This window comes from Hwanghaeella grinnelliae, assembly GCF_004005845.1.
In the GTDB taxonomy this organism is placed as follows: Bacteria; Pseudomonadota; Alphaproteobacteria; order UBA8366; family Aestuariispiraceae; genus Hwanghaeella; species Hwanghaeella grinnelliae.
In genome coordinates, this window is the sequence record NZ_SADE01000001.1 from 1,842,581 (window position 1) to 1,863,591 (window position 21,011).

18 protein-coding genes and 2 tRNA genes are annotated in these 21,011 nt (G+C 57.2%); 19 read left to right on the forward strand and 1 reads right to left on the reverse strand.

Features of this window, described 5'->3' with window-relative positions; translation table 11 throughout:
• Positions 1-4: 4 nt before the first annotated feature.
• The 5 genes from clpP to EOI86_RS08615 all read left to right on the forward strand — a co-directional run bounded on the left by clpP (position 5) and on the right by EOI86_RS08615 (position 5,831).
• Positions 5-646: an ATP-dependent Clp endopeptidase proteolytic subunit ClpP gene (gene clpP / locus EOI86_RS08595; RefSeq protein ID WP_127764656.1), complete on the forward strand. Its 642-nt coding sequence runs from the start codon at positions 5-7 to the stop codon at positions 644-646.
• A gap of 350 nt (positions 647-996) precedes the next feature.
• A complete protein-coding gene (gene clpX, locus EOI86_RS08600) occupies positions 997-2,265 on the forward strand; it encodes an ATP-dependent Clp protease ATP-binding subunit ClpX (RefSeq protein WP_127764657.1) in 1,269 nt (422 codons plus the stop codon).
• Positions 2,266-2,517: 252 nt separating this feature from the next.
• Complete coding sequence (gene lon, locus EOI86_RS08605) at positions 2,518-4,938, forward strand: endopeptidase La (protein ID WP_127764658.1); 2,421 nt, start codon at positions 2,518-2,520, stop codon at positions 4,936-4,938.
• Between the two features lie 314 nt (positions 4,939-5,252).
• Positions 5,253-5,525, forward strand: coding sequence for an HU family DNA-binding protein (locus EOI86_RS08610; protein ID WP_127764659.1), 273 nt, complete (start codon positions 5,253-5,255; stop codon positions 5,523-5,525).
• A 230-nt stretch (positions 5,526-5,755) separates the two neighbouring features.
• Positions 5,756-5,831, forward strand: a tRNA-Val gene (locus EOI86_RS08615).
• A gap of 14 nt (positions 5,832-5,845) precedes the next feature.
• On the opposite strand, the gene EOI86_RS08620 is transcribed toward EOI86_RS08615, so the two are convergent.
• A complete protein-coding gene (locus tag EOI86_RS08620) occupies positions 5,846-7,195 on the reverse strand; it encodes a globin-coupled sensor protein (protein ID WP_127764660.1) in 1,350 nt (449 codons plus the stop codon).
• A gap of 304 nt (positions 7,196-7,499) precedes the next feature.
• On the opposite strand from EOI86_RS08620, the gene EOI86_RS08625 reads away from it, so the two are divergent.
• From EOI86_RS08625 to EOI86_RS08690, 14 genes are all read left to right on the forward strand, one after another.
• Positions 7,500-7,576 (forward strand) — tRNA-Asp (locus tag EOI86_RS08625).
• 264 nt (positions 7,577-7,840) lie between these two features.
• The gene (locus EOI86_RS08630) at positions 7,841-8,206 is read left to right on the forward strand and encodes an NADH-quinone oxidoreductase subunit A (RefSeq protein WP_127764661.1); all 366 of its coding nucleotides are present in this window, start codon (positions 7,841-7,843) and stop codon (positions 8,204-8,206) included.
• A gap of 65 nt (positions 8,207-8,271) precedes the next feature.
• Entirely contained in the window at positions 8,272-8,814 is a 543-nt protein-coding gene (locus EOI86_RS08635; protein WP_193555772.1) for a NuoB/complex I 20 kDa subunit family protein, read from the forward strand.
• Positions 8,815-8,868: 54 nt separating this feature from the next.
• Positions 8,869-9,498 (forward strand): NADH-quinone oxidoreductase subunit C, encoded by a 630-nt coding sequence (locus tag EOI86_RS08640; protein ID WP_127764663.1) that lies wholly within the window; start codon positions 8,869-8,871, stop codon positions 9,496-9,498.
• Complete coding sequence (locus EOI86_RS08645) at positions 9,495-10,712, forward strand: NADH-quinone oxidoreductase subunit D (protein WP_127764664.1); 1,218 nt, start codon at positions 9,495-9,497, stop codon at positions 10,710-10,712. Before EOI86_RS08640 ends, EOI86_RS08645 begins: the two co-directional genes overlap by 4 nt.
• Positions 10,709-11,347, forward strand: a complete 639-nt coding sequence (gene nuoE, locus EOI86_RS08650) for an NADH-quinone oxidoreductase subunit NuoE (protein ID WP_127764665.1) — start codon at positions 10,709-10,711, stop codon at positions 11,345-11,347. Before EOI86_RS08645 ends, nuoE begins: the two co-directional genes overlap by 4 nt.
• A gap of 11 nt (positions 11,348-11,358) precedes the next feature.
• Positions 11,359-12,654, forward strand: a complete 1,296-nt coding sequence (nuoF, locus tag EOI86_RS08655) for an NADH-quinone oxidoreductase subunit NuoF (protein ID WP_127765193.1) — start codon at positions 11,359-11,361, stop codon at positions 12,652-12,654.
• 40 nt (positions 12,655-12,694) lie between these two features.
• On the forward strand, positions 12,695-14,764 hold the full coding sequence (gene nuoG, locus EOI86_RS08660) for an NADH-quinone oxidoreductase subunit NuoG (RefSeq protein ID WP_127764666.1): 2,070 nt from the start codon (positions 12,695-12,697) through the stop codon (positions 14,762-14,764).
• Entirely contained in the window at positions 14,757-15,791 is a 1,035-nt protein-coding gene (gene nuoH / locus EOI86_RS08665) for an NADH-quinone oxidoreductase subunit NuoH (RefSeq protein ID WP_127764667.1), read from the forward strand. The genes nuoG and nuoH overlap by 8 nt, the downstream gene beginning before the upstream one ends.
• Before the next feature lie 53 nt (positions 15,792-15,844).
• A complete protein-coding gene (gene nuoI, locus EOI86_RS08670; protein ID WP_127764668.1) occupies positions 15,845-16,333 on the forward strand; it encodes an NADH-quinone oxidoreductase subunit NuoI in 489 nt (162 codons plus the stop codon).
• 120 nt (positions 16,334-16,453) lie between these two features.
• A complete protein-coding gene (locus EOI86_RS08675; protein WP_127764669.1) occupies positions 16,454-17,068 on the forward strand; it encodes an NADH-quinone oxidoreductase subunit J in 615 nt (204 codons plus the stop codon).
• On the forward strand, positions 17,068-17,379 hold the full coding sequence (nuoK, locus tag EOI86_RS08680) for an NADH-quinone oxidoreductase subunit NuoK (protein WP_127764670.1): 312 nt from the start codon (positions 17,068-17,070) through the stop codon (positions 17,377-17,379). The genes EOI86_RS08675 and nuoK overlap by 1 nt, the downstream gene beginning before the upstream one ends.
• A 96-nt stretch (positions 17,380-17,475) precedes the next feature.
• Positions 17,476-19,419 carry an NADH-quinone oxidoreductase subunit L gene (nuoL, locus tag EOI86_RS08685; RefSeq protein ID WP_127764671.1) on the forward strand — a complete coding sequence of 648 codons (1,944 nt, stop codon included), beginning with the start codon at positions 17,476-17,478 and terminating at the stop codon, positions 19,417-19,419.
• 24 nt (positions 19,420-19,443) lie between these two features.
• On the forward strand, positions 19,444-20,988 hold the full coding sequence (locus tag EOI86_RS08690) for an NADH-quinone oxidoreductase subunit M (protein WP_127764672.1): 1,545 nt from the start codon (positions 19,444-19,446) through the stop codon (positions 20,986-20,988).
• Positions 20,989-21,011: the final 23 nt, after the last annotated feature.

Consider the following 21,011-nt stretch of genomic DNA (forward strand, 5'->3'; position numbering starts at 1 on the left):
AACCATGCGCGACCCTATCGACCTTTACATGAACACCCTGGTGCCGATGGTCGTGGAGCAGACGAACCGCGGCGAGCGTTCGTATGACATATACTCCCGTCTGCTGAAGGAACGTATCATCTTCCTGACCGGCGGCGTCGAGGACCACGTGGCCAGCGTGATCTGCGCCCAGCTTCTGTTCCTTGAATCAGAGAACCCGTCGAAAGACATCGCCTTCTACATCAACTCGCCGGGTGGCGTTGTCACCTCGGGCCTCAGCATCTACGACACGATGCAGTATATTCGCCCGGAAGTGTCGACGGTTTGCCTTGGACAGGCGGCGTCCATGGGGTCGCTGCTGCTGACGGCGGGTGCGAAAGACAAGCGTTTCGCCCTTCCGAATGCACGAATCATGATTCACCAGCCTTCGGGCGGGGCTCAGGGGCAGGCATCGGATATCGAAATCCATGCCCGGGAAATCCTGCGCACGCGTGAAAGACTGAATCAGATCTATGTCACGCATACCGGTCAGAAGCTGAAAACGATTGAAACCGCCATGGAGCGGGACAAGTTCATGAGTCCCGAAGAAGCCAAGGAATTCGGGCTGATAGACGAAGTTGTCAACAAACGGCCTGAAGGTGCGGATGGGGACGACGACGCGTCCTGATAGCAGGTTGTCGGTCAAGGGCGTCTTTGTGTGCGATCAAGGGCGCATCCAGGCCGATGGGGCGAGAAAGAACGCCCCGCGCAGGTTGCGAGACAGGCACGTTAAAGCTTCCTTAGTGATCCGGGTCATATGATGTAGCTGTCTGAATGGGCATAGTTCATCATGAAGATGCGTTATTAATCGCAGGAAAACCAAGGGGTTGATGATTCTAAGGCAAAACAGGCAAATTTTGCGTTGAGGGTCCACCTCGGCAATGGATATCATACGGATATGCTGGTTGCGGGCAGACTCCCCAGACGGCCCACCGGGTCACCACAGCACCGCAAGTACGCTGGAACGAGAGGCATTCGATGACAAAAGCCACAGGCGGCGACGGCAAAAACACCCTGTACTGTTCTTTCTGCGGGAAGAGCCAGCACGAAGTGCGCAAGTTGATCGCCGGGCCTACCGTGTTCATCTGCGACGAGTGTGTCGAGTTGTGCATGGACATCATCAAGGAAGACCACAAGACAGCGGTCTCCAAAAACGCCGATGGTGTGCCGACCCCCCAGGAAATTCGTGAAGTTTTGGACGACTATGTGATCGGGCAGGATCATGCGAAACGCGTGCTGTCGGTAGCGGTGCATAACCACTACAAGCGGCTCGCCCATGCGTCCAAGAACAGTGATGTTGAACTGGCCAAGTCGAACATCCTGCTCATCGGGCCGACCGGTTGCGGCAAGACGCTTTTGGCCCAGACCCTTGCCCGCATTCTGGACGTGCCGTTCACGATGGCCGATGCGACCACGCTGACCGAGGCCGGGTATGTCGGGGAAGATGTGGAAAACATCATCCTGAAGCTGCTGCAATCGGCGGACTATAATGTGGAACGCGCGCAGCGCGGCATCGTCTATATCGACGAAGTGGATAAGATCAGCCGCAAGTCCGACAATCCGTCCATCACCCGCGATGTATCGGGCGAAGGCGTGCAGCAGGCCTTGTTGAAGATAATGGAAGGCACGGTTGCCAGTGTGCCGCCGCAGGGCGGGCGCAAGCATCCGCAGCAGGAATTCCTGCAGGTGGATACCACGAACATCCTGTTCATTTGTGGCGGTGCGTTCGCGGGGCTCGAGAAGATCATCTCACAACGCGGCAAGGGGTCGGCGATCGGCTTCGGCGCCGATGTACGTGATGACGAGCAACGTGCTGTCGGCGAGTTGCTGCGGGAAATCGAACCGGAAGATTTGCTCAAGTTCGGTCTCATTCCCGAATTCGTCGGTCGTGTTCCGGTCCTGGCGACGCTGATGGATCTGGATGAGGCGGCGTTGGTAGACATTCTCACCTCGCCGCGTAATGCCCTGGTGAAACAATACCAGCGCCTGTTCGACATGGAGAATGTTCGGGTCGAGTTTACCGAGGACGCCCTGCGCGCCGTGGCCAAGAAGGCCATCATGCGCAAGACCGGCGCCCGCGGTTTGCGGTCGATCATGGAATCGATCCTGCTCGATCCCATGTACGAACTTCCCGGCCTGGAAGGTGTCGAAGAAGTCGTCATCAACAAGGAAGTGGTCGAAGGCCGCGCAGAGCCTTTGTACATTTATGCCGAGCGTCGTGATGACGTCGGTTCGACCGCGTCCTGACGAATCGTGCCCAAATTGTCTGCGCCTTTTGGGCGCTTTCGGTTCGTTTTTGGTTTTCCTTCACGGTTAGACTGTTCCCGACCGCAGGGCGGCGTGGTGTCAAGTCTTGAACTATCCCGCGGCGGGCCCAACTAAGCAGGGGCGCAACCAGGTTGTGTCGTTTGTCCGCTCCGGTGCCGAAGACGGGCCGGGGTATCAGGAAACAAACGGTGGCTTTTATGCGCCGTTGTCTTGAGAAGAGATATTAAGATCATGTTAGAAATGCCTCGTGGAGTTATGTATCCCGTGCTTCCGCTGCGGGATATCGTCGTCTTCCCCCATATGATCGTTCCGCTGTTCGTCGGCCGCGAAAAATCGGTTCGCGCGCTGGAAGACGTGATGAAGGACGATAAACAGATCTTGCTGGTCACTCAGAAGAATGCCGGTGAAGATGACCCCAAACCTGAAGATGTCTACGAGGTCGGTACCATCGCGACTGTTCTGCAGTTGCTGAAGCTGCCGGACGGCACCGTGAAAGTGTTGGTCGAAGGCGTTCACCGCGCCAATCTGGTCGAATTTTCCGACAATACGGATTTCTTCCAGGCTTATGCGGAGATGGTCGACGAAGCCCGTGCACCCGATGAAGAGTTGGAGGCGCTGGCCCGAGCGGTCGTCACGCAGTTCGAACAGTATATCAAGCTGAATAAGAAGGTTCCGGCGGAGGTCCTGATCTCGATCAACCAGATCGAGGATCCGGGCAAGCTCGCCGATACCGTCGCGCAGCATTTGGCGCTCAAGATTGCCGACAAACAGGAACTGCTGGAAATTTCTTCCGTGTCCGAGCGGCTAGAGAAGATCTATTCGCTGATGGAAGGCGAAATCAGCGTCCTGCAGGTTGAAAAGCGTATCCGCAGCCGCGTCAAACGCCAGATGGAGAAGACCCAGCGCGAGTACTATCTGAATGAGCAGATGAAGGCCATTCAGAAGGAACTTGGCGAAGGCGAGGACGGCAAGGACGAGTTGGCCGAGCTGGAAGAGAAGATCAAAGGCACGAAGCTGACCAAGGAAGCGGAGGAAAAGGCCTTCGCGGAGTTGAAGAAGCTACGCAACATGAGCCCGATGTCCGCCGAAGCGACGGTGGTCCGCAATTACCTCGACTGGATCCTGAGTATTCCGTGGAAGAAGCGCTCCCGCGTGAAGAAGGATTTGAAGGAAGCCCAGAGCATTCTGGATGTCGATCATTACGGGCTGGAAAAGGTCAAGGAACGGATTATCGAGTATCTCGCGGTTCAAGTCCGCATGAAGAAGGTCAAAGGTCCGATCCTGTGCCTCGTCGGTCCGCCGGGTGTGGGTAAGACCTCGTTGGGTAAGTCGATTGCCCGGGCGACGGGACGTGAATTCGTCCGTATGTCGCTTGGCGGCGTTCGGGACGAATCTGAAATTCGCGGCCATCGTCGGACCTATATCGGGTCCATGCCGGGCCGTGTCATCCAGGGCATGAAAAAGGCGAAGAAGTCGAATCCGCTCTTCCTGCTCGATGAAATCGACAAACTTGGCGCCGATTGGCGCGGTGATCCGTCATCTGCCTTGCTTGAGGTGTTGGATCCCGAACAGAACAGCACGTTCAACGACCATTATCTGGAAGTTGATTACGACCTGTCGGATGTCATGTTCGTGACGACGGCCAATACTCTGCGCATGCCCCAGCCATTGCTGGATCGCATGGAAATCATCCGCATCCCTGGTTACACCGAGGATGAAAAGGTCGAAATCTCCAAACGCCACCTGTTGCGCAAGCAGATGGCTGAGAACGGCTTGAAGAAGGATGAGTTTACGATTTCCGATAATGCGCTGCGCGACCTCATCCGTCACTACACCCGGGAAGCCGGCGTGCGTAGTTTGGAACGGGAACTGGCGAATCTTGCCCGCAAGGCGATCAAGGAAATCGTCGGTGAGGGCAAGGATAAGGTCGCCATTACCAGCAGCAACGTCGAGAAATATGCCGGTGTCCGCAAATACCGGTTTGGCGAGATCGAAGCCGATGATCTTGTCGGTGTCGTGACGGGCTTGGCCTGGACCGAAGTTGGCGGCGAATTGCTGAACATCGAATCCGTATTGGTCCCGGGCAAGGGACGGGTGACCAAGACCGGGAAACTCGGCGACGTCATGCAGGAATCGATTCAGGCGGCGGAGTATTTCATCCGTAGCCGCGCGGTTTCTCTTGGAATCAAACCGACCGCCTTCACCAAAAGCGATATTCACGTGCATGTCCCGGAAGGGGCAACGCCGAAAGACGGTCCGTCGGCTGGTGTTGCTATGGTGACGTCGATGGTTTCGGTGTTGACCGGAATTCCGGTGCGCAAGGATGTCGCCATGACCGGCGAAATTACCTTGCGCGGACGCGTTCTGCCGATCGGCGGCTTGAAAGAAAAGCTGTTGGCCGCGCTCCGGGGCGGCATCAAAACGGTGATTATCCCGAAGGATAATGAAAAAGACCTGGCGGATATCCCGGATAATGTGAAGAAGGGATTGGAAATTGTTCCGGTAGCAACCGCGGACGAAGTTCTTTCCACTGCCCTGACTGAAGAGCTGACGCCGATCGAGTGGTCGCCGGAAGACGAAAAGGCGAGTGTCGAGGCTGCTGCGGCAACCGGCGATGACGCCGATGATCTCACCGGAATGACGACTCACTGATTTTATGCCGGATCGGATCCTGTTACCCGATCCGGCGTACATTTTCGGCGCTTATTTTGCCATATATGACAAAAAGGTCGGGGCTTTGCCCCCGACCCTTTATGCTGAGAAAAAGCAAGCCTCGAATCTGTAGAATACTGTGTAAAAACCGCAGAATTCTGCGGCATTTCAGCGGTTAGAGATTGACGCTGTTTTCTGAATCCCCGTACTATCCGTGCCGTATCAGGGAAGAATTAGAAAACGCCCTGTGCGACTCACAGCGCGTATATCGCGCAGCATCTCACAACCCGCACTTTGCTAAAGGGGGCTCAACAGTGAATAAGAACGATCTGGTGGCGTCGGTCGCCGACTCGGCTGGTCTTTCCAAGGCGGATTCCGCTAAGGCTGTGGACGCTGTTTTCGACAGCATAACCTCATCCTTGAAAGGTGGTGACGAGGTTCGCCTCGTTGGTTTTGGAACGTTCAGTGTCGCAAATCGCGCGGCCTCTGAAGGCCGCAACCCCCGCACCGGCGAAACCATCAAGATTCCCGCGTCGAAGCAGCCGAAATTTAAGGCTGGCAAGGGTTTGAAGGACGCCGTCAACTAAGACGGACCTTCCATTGAACTGCCAACCGGCCGCCTTTTGGGCGGCCGGTTGTGTTTTTGGCCTATGCTTTGGCCTCTTCGCCGCATAGTTTTGGTCCCGTGACCAATATAGGCATGGCATAAAAACGCGAAAACAATATGGGAAATTCGTTCGGCGGGTGATTGATCCCCGGACCGCCATGGAGTACACCGCGTCCACTTGACGTCCCTGCGGACACGCGCGGACAGGTAGGGCGGTTAGCTCAGCTGGCAGAGCATCTCGTTTACACCGAGAGGGTCGGCGGTTCGATCCCGTCACCGCCCACCACATTCCCGGTCAAGTCATACTCCTTTTTTCAGCGATCCCAGCAGCGTGTCGATTCGTGCGTCCATTTCGCCAAGCGACTGTGTCGTTGCGGCCATGGCGGCGCTCAACGTGTCTGCGACGGCTTCCACGGATGCCGCTGCCGCGGCGACGTCAGCGATGACATTTGTGACCTCAGTGGTGCCATCGGCGGCTTGCGCTATATTTTGCGATATTTCGTCGGTGGCGGAGCTCTGCTGCTGAACTGCCGCGGCAATCGATTCGTAGCTGAGTTCCATTTCCTGGATAGAGCCGGACACGCCGGCGATCGCGTTTACGGCCGACGAGGTGCGGGATTGGATATCATCGACCTTGCTGCCGATTTCCTCGGTAGCATTTTGCGTCTGTTTGGCCAGGTTTTTGACTTCATTCGCGACAACAGCGAAGCCTTTACCCGCCGCACCGGCGCGTGCGGCTTCGATCGTCGCGTTCAGGGCCAACAGATTCGTTTGCGAAGCGATATCCGTGATAAGGCCCAGGATTTTCGCGATTTCGCTGGTTGAGTTCGACAATTCATCGACAATTTTTTGCGCACCTTGCGATTGTTCGACCGTATCCTTGACCGATTGCCGGGCATGGTCGATCTGACGGTAGATTTCGCTGATGGAGTTGGAGAGTTCCTCGCTGGCGGCGGCGACAACGGCTGCGTTTTGCTGCGATCGTGACGCAGAATCAGCCACGCGGTCGGATTGATTGGAAACCTTGGCCGCTTCCAAGGCGAGGGTGTCGACCTCGCTGCTGACACGGCCGGCTTGCGACTTAATGGCGTCCACACCCGACGAGACTTCGGTCTCAATGCGCGATGCGATCTCGCCGATGTCTTGGCGGCGTTTTTGTTCTCCGGCTTCCAGATAAACGGATATGGCCAAATCCATGTCCAGGAAAAGCGCCTTCAGAATCAGATTTAGATCATGGGCCATACGGTCGGAATGGCGACGATGACGTATGGCAAGGTGGTCGACCAGCCCGGTCAGAATAAAAGCATAGGCACCCATATAAATACTGGGACTGACGCCCAGTTTCATGTGGGCGGTCCCGATCTTTTTCGTGCGGTCCGTATAGGCCTTGTCGAACCGTCCCTTGAACAATTCATGCCAATGTTCTGTCTGGGCGACTTTCAGGACTTCAGGATCGTGCCCGTCCAGAATTTTCGCCGAACCGGGTTGTTCGCCCATATGTCGGTACAGCCCGTCCAGAATGGCCGGCAGGGCTTCTTTCAAAGTGGGGAGGACGTTGATCAGGTCCGCTCGATCAGTATTTGATATCCGCAAATTGCCGAGCGTATTTGCAAGCTTTTCACCTTCGGCTGGGCTGCCTTGATCGAACATTCGGTACTCCCACAAAAAAAAGGCCGGCGCGCCTTATCCCGAAAAATCATTGGGGAACAGAGCACTTCGGTCGGATTTAAACAGTATCAATAACGGAAATTGGAAACGCCGATTGACGCCTTCAGGTGAGGAGAAAATATCGCAATAAAAGTAGGGTTTCCAGCGAAACCTATTGGCGCGGTGACAAATGAAATATTTTTAACATTGTCGGGTGTGCATTGCTTGACACTGCCGGGGGGCAGCATTAGTAACGCGCATCGCTGCGGCGGGGACGGTCTCTGGACCGAAAATCGCCGATCAGAATGCGGGTGTAGCTCAGTTGGTTAGAGCGCCGGCCTGTCACGCCGGAGGTCGCGGGTTCGAGCCCCGTCACTCGCGCCATTCCCTGTCAAGCGCCAGACCGGAAGGCATCTCAGTGACCTTGATGTGCGCTGCTTTACGCCGAAATCTTTGCAGTGCAGCATTGGCGCGGTATACCTGTCCGACACAACTGATCCAACGCATGCATTTTCTGGCTTAAAGCCGAAATTTGTGTGACATTGCGATAGGTTATAGTTTGCTACCTGCCTTTCCGTTTCAGCCGTTGACGCGGCGGGCGGATTAGGGTTGGTTCCATCCATTGAGCTCGTTACCGGGGAGGGGCGAATGGAAGACCTGTTAAGCGAATACTTCGCAATCCTCGTTTTCTTGGGGATTGCCGTAGGTCTATCCGTTGTGATGATCGTCGCCAGTATGATCGTTGCGCGGCAGCATCCCGACTCCGAGAAACTGTCTGCCTACGAATGCGGGTTTGAAGCGTTCGACGATGCGCGCAGCCGTTTCGATGTCCGGTTCTATCTCGTGACACTGCTCTTCATCATTTTTGACCTCGAAGTAGCCTTCCTGTTTCCCTGGGCCGTGTCGCTCGGGAAAATAGGATTGTTCGGTTTCTGGTCGATGGTGGTGTTCCTCGGGATTCTAACCATCGGGTTCGTTTATGAGTGGCGCAAAGGTGCGCTTGAGTGGGAGTAGTTCGGGTCGGCGTGTGTTGCTTTGCCGGTTCTGACCTTCCGTAACGATTTGTGGAGATGGTTGCCATGTCCGTGACGTCCAATGTGGGGGCACCTGTTCCCCCTGGTGCGGACCAGGACGCGATCCTGAAGACGGTCAATGACGAACTCCAGGACAAAGGGTTTGTCATCGCCAATGTCGACAAACTGGTGAACTGGGCGCGGACGGGTTCAATGTGGCCGATGACATTCGGTCTGGCCTGTTGTGCGGTTGAGATGATTCACGCCTATATGCCGCGGTACGATCTGGACCGCTTCGGCGTCGTTGTGCGCGCCAGTCCGCGCCAGTCGGACGTGATGATCGTCGCCGGTACGCTGACCAACAAGATGGCTCCCGCGCTGCGCAAGGTTTACGACCAGATGGCCGAACCGCGCTGGGTCATTTCGATGGGATCCTGCGCCAATGGGGGCGGGTACTACCACTATTCTTATTCCGTGGTGCGCGGGTGTGACCGGATCGTTCCGGTCGACATCTATGTTCCGGGCTGTCCGCCGACGGCGGAAGCGCTGGTCTATGGCATCATGCAGTTGCAGAAGAAAATTCGCAGAACGGGCACGATAGCCCGCTGATGGCGGCGCTTGCCGGTAGCTGTGGATTTCAAGGCCTCGGATGGATTGGTCGTGATGGACGAAAAAACGGAAGCGGTGATTGAACTGGGCGAGTATCTCGCCGCGAAATTCCCCACCGAGATCGTCGAAAAGACGGTGGCGCTGGGCGAATTGGACGTGATTGTGGATGCGCAATCCATTACGCGTGTCGCCAAATTCGTGCGTGACGACGCCAATTGCCTGTTCAAGCTTTGTGTCGATGTGTGCGGTGCGGACTATCCGGATCGCGAAAAGCGTTTCGATGTGGTCTACAACCTGTTGAGTCTGAAGCATAACCTGCGACTTCGCCTGAAGGTTCAGACCGACGAGGAAACACCGGTCCCAAGTGTCTCGGGGATTTGGCCGTCGGCGAACTGGTTCGAACGCGAAGTCTGGGACATGTATGGCGTGTTCTTCACCGAACATCCTGATCTTCGTCGCATCCTTACCGATTATGGATTCGAGGGGCATCCGCTGCGCAAGGATTTCCCGCTGACCGGCTATGTGGAAATGCGCTACGACGACGAACAGCGCCGCGTTGTTTATGAGCCGGTCAAACTGACACAGGATTTTCGCAAGTTCGATTTTCTGTCGCCCTGGGAAGGTATGACGCCTGTTTTGCCGGGTGACGAGAAAGCGACGAAGGAAGAGGGAGAAGGGGCATGAGCGCCGAATCGATTGCCGAATCCCTCGGCGGGAAGCCAGAAGACCCGACGATCAAGACCCTGACGATGAATTTCGGGCCGCAGCATCCTGCGGCGCACGGGGTTCTGCGGATGGTGATGGAGATGGACGGGGAAGTTGTTGAACGGCTCGACCCGCATATCGGTCTGCTTCACCGTGGGACCGAGAAGCTGATCGAATACAAGACCTACCTTCAGTCGATTCCCTATTTCGACCGCCTCGATTACGTCGCGCCGATGTGCCAGGAACACGCCTTCGTGCTGGCGGCGGAAAAACTGCTGGGCTTGGAAGTGCCGGAACGCGGCCAATACATGCGTGTTCTGTTCGCCGAAATCTCCCGCCTTCTGAACCATCTTCTGAACGTGCCCGCCTATGGGCTGGACGTCGGCGCCATGACGCCGATGCTCTGGGCCTTCGAGGAACGCGAAAAGCTGATGGAGTTCTATGAAGGCGTCTGCGGGGCGCGTCTCCATGCGGCTTATTACCGGGTCGGTGGCGTTCATCAGGACATGCCGGCCGGGATGGCCGACCAGATTCTGGCCTGGGCCGACGCTTTCCCGAAGTTCATCGACGAAATGGAAAGCCTGCTGACGGAGAATCGCATCTTCAAGCAGCGCTCGGTCGATATCGGCATCATTACGCCGGAAGACGCTATGGCCTGGGGCTGCACCGGGCCGGTGCTGCGTGGGTCCGGCATTCCGTGGGATCTGCGCAAGGCGCAGCCCTATGATGTCTATGACCGGATGGATTTCGATATTCCCGTCGGCAAGAACGGGGACTGTTACAGCCGTTACTTGGTCCGCGTCGAAGAAATGCGCCAGTCCCTTCGCATTGTGAAGCAGTGCCTGGCGGAAATGCCGGAAGGACCGGTGATGACGACCGACGGGAAGGTCGGGCCGCCGGATCGGGGTGAGATGAAGCGGTCGATGGAATCGCTTATCCATCACTTCAAACTCTATACCGAGGGATTCCACGTTCCCGCCGGTGAAACTTATACGGCCGTGGAAGCGCCGAAAGGCGAGTTCGGGGTCTATCTGGTATCCGACGGTACGAACAAGCCGTACCGCTGCAAGATTCGCGCGCCGGGTTTCGCCCATCTGCAAGCGATGGACTACGTCTGCAAGGGCCACATGTTGGCGGATTCGGTGGCGGTGCTTGGCGCCATGGATGTTGTGTTTGGTGAGATCGATCGATGAGTGGCGAAACGTTTGAATTCACGGGCAAGTTCCTCTCGGAAGTGGAGAGGAACATTGCCAAGTACCCGCCGGAGCGGAAGCAGTCGGCGGTGCTCGCCTGTCTGTTCCTGGCCCAGGAACAGAATCACGAAGACGGACACTATGTGACCGAAGCGGCCATGCGAGCGATCTCCGAGAAGCTCGAGATGCCGTATATCCGGGTCATGGAAGTCGCCACCTTCTTCACGCAGATCAATCTGAAACCGGTCGGCAAGTTCCATATCCAACTTTGCGGCACCACGCCTTGCATGTTGCGCGGTGCGGAAGCCTTGATGGAAGCGGTGAAGGAAAAATTCGGCATCGGTCATGGCCAGACCTCCGAAGATGGGACCTTCACCCTGACCGAGGTCGAATGCCTGGGCGCCTGTTGCAACGCGCCGATGGTACAAATCAACGACGATTTCTATGAAGATCTGACGCCTGAACTGCTGATCAACGTGCTCGACACTCTCAAAGGAGGCGGGCAGCCGGCATTGGGATCGCAGATTGGCCGTGTAACGTCGGAGCCGGAAGGCGGCCCGACCGTATTGTTGACCGGCCCGGCACCGCAGACGGCGGATGCGCCGAATGCGCCGAATTCCGGTGCGGGAGACTGACGATGACGACATTGTTGGAAGACAAGGACCGCATCTTCACCAATCTCTACGGGTATCATCCGTGGAATTTGGAAGCGGCGAAAAAACGTGGCGATTGGGACAACACCAAGGCGCTGATCGAACTCGGGCGGGACAAGATCATCGAAGAGATGAAGGCGTCCGGTCTGCGCGGTCGTGGCGGCGCGGGATTCCCGACCGGCATGAAATGGTCTTTCATGCCGAAGGAATCGGACGGACGCCCGGCCTACCTAGTGGTCAACGCGGATGAATCCGAACCCGGAACCTGTAAGGACCGGGAAATCATGCGGAACGATCCGCACAAGCTGATCGAGGGTTGCCTCGTTGCGTCTTTTGCGATGAATGCCAATGCCGCATACATCTATATCCGTGGCGAATACCGTCATGAATACAAGGTGTTGGAGGCCGCTGTTGCTGAGGCATATGAAGCCGGCATGATCGGCAAAAACGCCTGTGGCTCCGGCTTTGATTTCGATCTTTACATTCATCACGGCGCCGGCGCCTATATTTGCGGCGAGGAAACCGCGCTGCTGGAAAGCCTGGAAGGCAAGAAGGGGCAACCGCGCCTGAAGCCGCCATTCCCGGCGATGTCCGGCCTCTGGGGCTGCCCGACCACTGTGAATAACGTGGAAAGCATCGCCGTTGCACCGACGATTTTGCGTCGGGGAGCCGCTTGGTTCTCCAGTTTCGGCCGGGAAAACAATGCGGGGACCAAACTGTTTTGCGTCTCAGGTCATGTGAACAAGCCCTGTAATGTTGAAGAAGCGCTTTCCATTCCGATGAAAGAGCTGCTCGAAAAGCATTGCGGCGGCGTTCGGGGCGGTTGGGACAATTTGCTCGCGGTGATTCCGGGCGGATCTTCCGTGCCCTGCCTGCCGAAGGATATCTGCGACGATGTGCTGATGGACTTCGACGCGTTGAAAGAGCAGAAATCGGGCCTTGGAACGGCGGCGGTCATCGTCATGGACAAGTCGACCGATATCATCAAGGCAATCGCGCGGTTGAGCTATTTCTACAAGCATGAGAGCTGCGGCCAATGCACGCCGTGCCGGGAAGGCACAGGCTGGATGTGGCGCGTTATGGAACGCCTGGTGAAGGGCGAGGCCGAGATTGAGGAAATCGACATGCTGTTCGACGTCAGCAAGCAGATCGAAGGACATACGATTTGCGCGCTGGGCGACGCGGCGGCATGGCCGGTTCAGGGATTGATCCGTCACTTCCGTGACGAGATCGAAGACCGGATCAAGAACCGCACGCGCGTCGCCATGCCGGCGGCGGCTGCGGAATAGAATTCTGGTGCGTACGGTTTTAAGCGAGGGGTAGGGCGGAATGCCGACACTCAAACTGAACGGCGAGGAAGTGGAATTCGAGAAGGGCATGACCGTCCTTCAGGTCTGCGAGCAGGCAGGCGTCGAAGTTCCGCGTTTCTGCTATCACGAACGGCTGTCGATCGCCGGCAACTGCCGTATGTGCCTTGTGGAAGTGAAGCCAGGGCCGCCGAAACCCGCGGCCTCCTGCGCGCTGCCCGCCGGTGACAATATGGAAGTCTTCACCGACAGTCCGATGGTGAAGAAGGCGCGCAACGGCGTCATGGAATTCCTGCTGATCAATCATCCGCTCGATTGCCCAATCTGCGACCAGGGCGGCGAATGCGACCTGCAGGATCAGGCCATGGCCTATGGCGTCGGCGGCAGCCGATTCCATGAGAACAAACGGGCCGTCAAAGACAAATACATGGGCCCGCTGATCAGCACGATCATGACGCGTTGCATCCATTGCACACGCTGCGTCCGTTTTTCGACGGAAGTCGGCGGCGTGGAAGATATGGGGCTGCTGAACCGCGGTGAGGGGGCGGAGATTTCGACCCTCGAAAAGGCGGTTTCCAGCGAGTTGTCGGCCAATGTCATCGATCTTTGCCCGGTCGGCGCGCTTACCTCGCGTCCTTACAAGTTCAACGCCCGTCCCTGGGAATTGAAGAAAACCGAATCCATCGATGTTATGGACGGTGTCGGCTCCAATATTCGCGTCGATGCCCGTGGGAATGAAGTCCTACGCGTTCTGCCTCGCCTGAACGAAGACGTGAATGAAGAATGGATCTCCGACAAGACGCGCTATGCCTGTGACGGCTTGGGCAAGCGCCGGTTGGACCGTGTTTTCGTCCGAGGCGAAAACGGCAAGCTGGCCGCGTCGGACTGGCAATCGGCCTTCTCTCTGATCACGGAAAAACTGAACGGTGCCGAACCGGGCCAAATCGGCGCGATTGCTGGCGATCAGTGTGATGTTGAAAGCATGTATGCGCTGAAGGACCTTCTGGGCCGGCTAGGCGTGACGAACATGGACTGCCGTCAGGACGGCGCCAAGGTCGACCCGAATGTCCGGTCCTCCTATCTGTTCAATAGCTCAATCGCCGGGATTGAGGAGGCCGACGCGCTGCTGATCGTCGGGTCCAACCCGCGCTGGGAAGCCCCGATCATCAATGCGCGGATCCGCAAACGCTGGCTCGCCGGCGGGTTGAAGGTTGCGCTGATCGGTGAGCAGAAAGATCTGACCTATGATTACGACTATGTCGGGGCCGGTCCGGACAGCCTGAAGGACCTTGCCGACGGCAAACATTCCTTCCTGGACATCCTGAAGAATGCCGAAAAGCCGATGATCATTTTGGGCCCGGGGGCTGTTGCGCGGGATGACGGGGACGCGATCATGGCCGCTGCTCATACCCTGGCCGACGCAACCGGCATGGTGAAAGACGGCTGGAATGGTTTCAACGTGTTGACGACGGCCGCCAGCCGGGTCGGCGGGTTGGATATCGGTTTCGCGCCGGGCAAGGACGGTTTGGATACCCAGGGCATTTTGGACGGTGCCGCCGATGGGTCGGTGAAGGTGGTTTATCTGCTGGGGGCCGACGAAATCGACATGGCCAAGTTGAAAGATGCGTTCGTCATCTATCAGGGCCATCACGGTGATGCGGGCGCCCATGCGGCCGACGTCATTCTGCCGGGCGCCGCCTATACCGAAAAACCTGGCATCTATGTGAATACGGAAGGCCGGGTCCAACTGGCACGGCGCGCAGTTTTCCCGCCGGGCGACGGTCGCGAGGATTGGACAATCCTCCGCGCGCTTTCCGCGGTCGTCGGCCAGACCTTGCCGTATGACAATCTTGGCGACTTGCGTCAGGCGATCCATGGTCAATGCGCGCATATGATCGAAATCGATAGCGCGCCCACGGCCGAATGGGGGGATTTCGGGACGCCGGGGGATATGTCCTCTGCCGCGTTCGTTTCGCCGATTGATAATTTCTATGTAACCGATCCGATCAGCCGGGCATCCGAAACGATGGCGGAATGCACCCGGGTGATCTTGAACGGAGAAGCGGAGCAGGGGACCGGCACCGATGGTTAATCCCGAAACCTGGTTCGAAGGCGTTTGGTGGTCGGACTATGTCCTGCCGACTGGGACCATTGTCTTCTTCATTTTGTGCATCGTCTTGCCGCTGCTGATTTCCGTGGCCTATCTGACGCTGGCCGAACGTAAGGTCATCGGCTGGATGCAGTTGCGAAAAGGCCCGAACGTCGTCGGACCGTTCGGCCTGCTGCAACCCTTCGCGGACGGGGCCAAGCTGTTCCTGAAAGAAACCATCATCCCGGCGGGATCGAGCCGTTTCCTTTTCATCTTCGCACCGATGCTGACCTTCATTCTCAGCCTTGTCGCCTGGGCGGTGATTCCCTTTGATGCGGGCTGGGTGCTGGCCGATATCAATGTGGGGATCCTGTATCTCTTCGCGATCTCGTCCCTTGGGGTCTACGGCATCATCATCGCGGGTTGGGCCTCGAACTCGAAATACGCCTTCCTGGGTGCGCTACGGTCGGCCGCGCAGATGGTTTCCTACGAAGTTTCGATGGGTTTCGTGATTGTCTCCGTCCTGCTGATCGTGGGGTCGTTGAATCTGTCCGATATCGTCGAGAAGCAGAAGACCGTCTGGTTCTTCATCCCGATGTTCCCGATGTTCGTGATTTTCTTCATCTCGGCGCTCGCCGAAACAAACCGCGCGCCGTTCGACTTGCCGGAAGCGGAAGCCGAGTTGGTGTCGGGTTATAACGTTGAATATTCAGCAATGACCTTCGCGCTGTTCTTCCTGGGCGAATACGCGAATATGATCCTGATGAGCGGCATGACGGCTGTCCTGTTCCTGGGTGGATGGCTGCCGCCCGTGGATATTGCGCCGTTCAACTTGATCCCGGGTGTGATCTGGTTCGCGCTGAAGATTGCCTTCGTATTGTTCTGTTTCCTGTGGGTACGCGCGACGTTCCCGCGCTATCGCTACGATCAGTTGATGCGGCTGGGCTGGAAAGTCTTCCTTCCCTTCACGCTGTTCTGGGTTGTCGCGACGGCCGGTGTGCTGGTTGCGTTCGACTGGTTGCCGAAATGATTTCGGTAAACCGGATCGGCAATGGTTTGAGTTAGGTGAGGTAGAGACCGCAAATGGCGACACTGGATAGAGTGGCCCGTTCCTTCCTTTTGGGAGAGTTGGTGAGCGGCATGGCCTTGACGTTGAAGACCATGTTCAAGCCGAAACACACCATCAACTACCCCTATGAAAAGGGGCCGTTGAGCCCGCGGTTCCGTGGTGAACATGCGCTGCGCCGGTATCCAAACGGCGAGGAGCGCTGTATCGCCTGCAAACTGTGCGAGGCGGTGTGCCCGGCCCAGGCGATCACGATCGAAGCCGAACCGCGCGCGGACGGCAGTCGCCGAACCACGCGTTATGATATCGACATGACCAAGTGCATCTATTGCGGTTTCTGTCAGGAAGCCTGTCCGGTGGATGCAATCGTCGAGGGACCGAATTTCGAATTCGCGACCGAGACACGGGAAGAGTTGTTCTACAACAAGCAGAAACTGTTGGAGAACGGCGAAAGATGGGAAGCGGAAATCGCGTCGAATATTGCTCTCGACGCGCCGTATCGATAAACACGCAACCATCTGATGGAATTAGGGTTTCGGCCCTGTTTCCAGGATGGTTTGACCGGATAGCGGGCCTGCGGGCCGAGTAAAAGGATCAAAGGCCCTAACAAGGTCTTGGGGGATAGGATGGTCGTACAGGCATTGGCATTCTACTTGTTCGCCGCCGTCACCGTGGCATGCGGGGTAATGGTTATTACCGCGCGCAACCCGGTGCACGCCGTCCTGTTTCTGATCCTGGCCTTCTTCAACGCCGCGGGGCTGTTCGTCCTGCAAGGTGCCGAGTTCCTCGCGATGATCTTGGTCATCGTTTATGTTGGCGCGGTTGCGGTGCTGTTCCTGTTCGTCGTCATGATGCTGGATGTGAACTTTGCCGAACTGCGCGCCGGTTTTGCGAAATACCTGCCGATCGGCGCGGTGATCAGTCTGATCCTGCTGGTGGAACTGGTTCTTCTCGGCGCGGGCTGGGCCTTCAATTCGGAAACGGCCGTGATCGCGTCATCACCGACACCACCGGCGGCTGATGTCCACAATACCGAAGCGCTCGGCATGCTGCTCTATACGAAATACGTTTATCTGTTCCAGGGCGCGGGCATGATCCTGCTGGTCGCCATGGTCGGCGCGATTGTGTTGACCCATCGGGTGCGCGCGGGCGTCAAGCGCCAGCGCATCGGCGATCAGGTCGCGCGCAGTTCCAAAGATGAAGTCAAAGTGGTCAAGGTACAGACGGGGAGCGGAATCTAATGTGGGAAATCGGCCTCGCTCATTACCTGACGGTCGCGGCGATCCTGTTCACGTTGGGATTGATGGGCATCTTCCTGAACCGGAAGAACGTCATCGTCATTCTAATGTCGATCGAGTTGATGCTGCTGGCTGTGAACATCAATCTGGTCAGTTTCTCAACTTTCTTGAACGACTTGGTCGGGCAGATCTTCGCGATTTTCGTTCTGACCGTCGCGGCGGCGGAAGCCGCCATCGGGTTGGCGATCCTGGTGGTTTACTACCGCAATCGCGCCTCCATCGCGGTGGACGACATCAACGCGATGAAGGGCTAGGACCGGGGCGGCACTGGCCGCAATCGGTTTGATTTTAACGTTTCGGTCCGGTTGGACCGCTGATGAGTAGAAGATAGGGTAGGGGATATCCCGGTCATGGAAGCAGCCATTGTATTCCTTCCGCTGTTGGGCGCGATCATCGCCGGATTTTTCGGCAAGGTGCTCCGCGACCTCGGCGCGCAGGTAATCACCTGCCTCTTCATCGTCATTGCGGCGATTTTGAGCTGGATCGTCTTCTTCCGCGTGACCGGTTCCGGATCGAGCGAAACCATCACGCTGTTCACCTGGGTGGCTTCCGGCGATTTCGTTTTCGACTGGGCTCTACGGATCGACTCGCTGACGGCGGTCATGCTGATTGTGGTGACGACGGTCAGCGCGGTCGTGCATATTTATTCCATCGGCTATATGCACCACGACCCGGCGGTGCCGCGCTTCTTCGCGTATCTCAGCTTCTTCACCTTCGCGATGCTGACCCTGGTGACCGCGGACAACCTGGTCCAAATGTTCTTCGGTTGGGAAGGCGTCGGCGTCGCTTCCTATCTGCTGATCGGCTTCTGGTTCCACAAACCCAGCGCCTGTGCCGCGGCGATCAAGGCCTTCCTAGTCAACCGCGTCGGCGATTTCGGCTTTGCGCTGGGCATCTTCGCGATGTTCGTCCTGACCGGCAGCGTGCAATTGGATGTGATTTTCGACGCGATGCCGTCCCTGACGGAAACGACGTTGGTCTTCCTGGGCATGGAGTTCGACGCCATCACGGTCGTCGCGCTGCTGTTGTTCATGGGCGCGATGGGTAAGTCGGCGCAGCTTGGCCTGCACACCTGGCTGCCGGACGCGATGGAAGGCCCGACACCGGTCTCGGCCCTGATTCATGCCGCGACCATGGTGACCGCCGGCGTCTTCATGGTTTGCCGTCTGTCGCCTGTCTTCGAATATTCCGAAACTGCCTTGATGGTCGTCACCATCGTCGGCGCATCGACCGCGTTCTTTGCGGCCACGATCGGCCTGACACAGACGGACATCAAACGGGTCATTGCCTATTCGACCTGTTCCCAGTTGGGCTACATGTTCTTTGCGGCGGGCGTCAGCGCCTATCCGGCGGCCATGTTCCACCTGACCACGCATGCCTTCTTCAAGGCGCTGCTGTTCCTTGGCGCCGGCTCGGTGATCCATGCCATGTCCGACGAGCAGGACATGCGCCGCATGGGCGGTTTGGCAAAGATGATCCCGCTGACCTACGCTTTCATGTGGATCGGATCATTGGCGCTGATGGGATTCGGTATTCCGGGCACGCATATCGGCTTCGCCGGGTTCCATTCCAAGGATATCGTTCTCGAAGCGGCATATGGGGCCCATACTTGGTTCGGCCAATACGCCTTCTGGCTTGGCATTATCGCGGCCTTCATGACAGCCTTCTATTCTGGCCGCCTATTGTTCATGACCTTCCATGGCGATCCGCGTTGCGATGAAAAGACCTTCGCGCATGTGCATGAATCGCCGGCGGTGATGTGGGCGCCCCTGGTCATTCTGGTCCTGGGGTCGCTGTTCGCGGGCGCTTTCTTCTATGGCGGCTTCGTGGGCCATGACATGAGCACCTTCTGGGGCAATTCGATCCTGATCCTGGATGAGCACAAAGCGCTGGAGAATGCCCATCACAGTCCGTTCTGGGTGAAATCCGCGCCGTTGGTTGTTGGGCTGATCGGGTTGGGGCTTTCTTATCTGATCTACTGCAAGTCGCCGGCCACTGCGCCGCGCATCGCGGAACGGTTGGGCGGTATCTATCGGTTCAGCTTGAACAAGTGGTACTTCGACGAACTGTATGACGCCATTTTCGTGAAGCCCGCCTTCGCGCTGGGCCGTATGTTCTGGAAAAAGGGCGACCAGGGTACCATCGATCATTTCGGTCCGGATGGAATTTCAGGCGCCACGGTCAAGGTCTCGAAGGGCGCTAGCTTGCTGCAGACCGGTTATGTCTATCATTACGCCTTTGCGATGCTGATCGGCGTCGTGGCGTTCGTTTCTTGGTACGTGTTCGCTGGCTGAACCAGCGTGGGGAGCGTTTGACGCATGTTCGAAGGATTTGGATGGCTGTCGATAACGACCTTCCTGCCGTTGGTGGGGGCGATCTTCATTCTCGTCCTGATCAAGGGCGAAGAGGAGGATGTCGCTAGAAACGCGCGGTGGGCTGCGTTGTTCACGTCGCTGGCGACTTTCGCTGCGTCGTTGATTGTGTTTGCCGGGTTCGACGGGTCGACCGCCGACTTCCAATTGGTTGAAAAGATCGCCTGGATTCCCGGCTTCAACATCAATTACGAGATGGGCGTCGACGGCATTTCCATCTGGTTCGTGCTGTTGTCGACCCTGTTGACGCCGCTGTGCATCCTGGCCAGTTGGGAAGCGATCAAGAAGCGCGTGCGCGAATACATGATCGCCTTCCTGGTTCTAGAAACCATGATGGTCGGCATGTTCTGCGCGCTGGACATCGTCGTCTTCTACATCTTCTTCGAGGGCGTACTGATCCCGATGTTCCTTATCATCGGTGTTTGGGGCGGCGCGCGCCGCATCTACGCGGCCTTCAAATTCTTCCTCTATACGCTGCTCGGTTCCGTTCTGATGCTGGTCGCCATCCTGGTGATGTACTGGCAGGTCGGCGCCACAAGCATCGAAGATTTGATGGCTTTCGGTTTCGACCCGCAATTGCAGACCTGGCTGTGGCTGGCCTTCTTCGCCTCCTTCGCGGTGAAGGTTCCGATGTGGCCGGTCCATACCTGGCTGCCTGATGCCCATGTGGAGGCCCCGACGGCGGGGTCAGTCATTCTGGCCGGTGTGCTGCTGAAAATGGGCGGGTACGGTTTCCTTCGCTTTTCGCTTCCGATGTTCCCGGAAGCCTCGGCCTTCTTTGCGCCATTGGTCTTCTGGATGTCGGTGATCGCTGTCGTCTACACCTCGCTGGTCGCGCTGGTGCAGCAAGACATGAAAAAACTGATAGCCTATTCCTCGATCGCTCATATGGGGTTCGTCACTGCGGCCATCTTCAGCGTCAATGAACAGGCTATTTCCGGCTCCGTCATTCAGATGTTGAGCCACGGCTTGGTTTCCGGCGCGCTCTTCCTGTGTGTGGGCGTGATTTATGACCGGATGCATACGCGCGAAATCGAACGCTATGGCGGCCTTGTCGAGCGGATGCCGAAATACGCGCTGATCTTCATGCTTATGACCATGGCGTCGGTCGGTCTGCCTGGCACCAGCGGGTTTGTTGGCGAGTTTCTGATCCTGGTCGGTGCGTATCAGGAATCAACTTGGCTTGCGGCTGGTCTTGCCACAGGGATGATCCTGGGCGCGGCTTATATGCTCTACCTCTATCGCCGGGTCGTTTTCGGCAAGCTTACCAAGGAAGATCTGATGTCCATCAAGGACATGAACATGCGGGAAATCGCTATCTTCGCGCCGCTGATCATCTTGGTGCTGTGGATGGGGATCTATCCGTCCACCTTCCTGGATCCGATCGAAGTGTCGGTTCAGAAGGTCGTCGCGGATTATCAGACCGCTTTGGCGGCCGGTGCGCCGGGTGTCGTGGATGTGGCCAGCGCCGCATTCGGTTGGGCCAAGTAGGGTCGATTATTGGGATTTATCCG

Bases quoted from the DNA above. Each gene is read 5' to 3' on its own strand.
- clpX (WP_127764657.1), top strand. From the start codon at position 997: ATGACAAAAGCCACAGGCGGCGACGGCAAAAACACCCTGTACTGTTCT.
- EOI86_RS08675 (WP_127764669.1), top strand. From the start codon at position 16,454: ATGGTCGTACAGGCATTGGCATTCTACTTGTTCGCCGCCGTCACCGTG.
- nuoK (WP_127764670.1), top strand. From the start codon at position 17,068: ATGTGGGAAATCGGCCTCGCTCATTACCTGACGGTCGCGGCGATCCTG.
- nuoH (WP_127764667.1), top strand. From the start codon at position 14,757: ATGGTTAATCCCGAAACCTGGTTCGAAGGCGTTTGGTGGTCGGACTAT.
- nuoG (WP_127764666.1), top strand. From the start codon at position 12,695: ATGCCGACACTCAAACTGAACGGCGAGGAAGTGGAATTCGAGAAGGGC.
- EOI86_RS08635 (WP_193555772.1), top strand. From the start codon at position 8,272: ATGTCCGTGACGTCCAATGTGGGGGCACCTGTTCCCCCTGGTGCGGAC.
- lon (WP_127764658.1), top strand. From the start codon at position 2,518: ATGTTAGAAATGCCTCGTGGAGTTATGTATCCCGTGCTTCCGCTGCGG.
- nuoL (WP_127764671.1), top strand. From the start codon at position 17,476: ATGGAAGCAGCCATTGTATTCCTTCCGCTGTTGGGCGCGATCATCGCC.
- clpP (WP_127764656.1), top strand. From the start codon at position 5: ATGCGCGACCCTATCGACCTTTACATGAACACCCTGGTGCCGATGGTC.
- EOI86_RS08630 (WP_127764661.1), top strand. From the start codon at position 7,841: ATGGAAGACCTGTTAAGCGAATACTTCGCAATCCTCGTTTTCTTGGGG.
- EOI86_RS08645 (WP_127764664.1), top strand. From the start codon at position 9,495: ATGAGCGCCGAATCGATTGCCGAATCCCTCGGCGGGAAGCCAGAAGAC.
- EOI86_RS08640 (WP_127764663.1), top strand. From the start codon at position 8,869: ATGGACGAAAAAACGGAAGCGGTGATTGAACTGGGCGAGTATCTCGCC.
- EOI86_RS08690 (WP_127764672.1), top strand. From the start codon at position 19,444: ATGTTCGAAGGATTTGGATGGCTGTCGATAACGACCTTCCTGCCGTTG.
- nuoI (WP_127764668.1), top strand. From the start codon at position 15,845: ATGGCGACACTGGATAGAGTGGCCCGTTCCTTCCTTTTGGGAGAGTTG.
- EOI86_RS08620 (WP_127764660.1), bottom strand. From the start codon at position 7,195: ATGTTCGATCAAGGCAGCCCAGCCGAAGGTGAAAAGCTTGCAAATACG.
- nuoE (WP_127764665.1), top strand. From the start codon at position 10,709: ATGAGTGGCGAAACGTTTGAATTCACGGGCAAGTTCCTCTCGGAAGTG.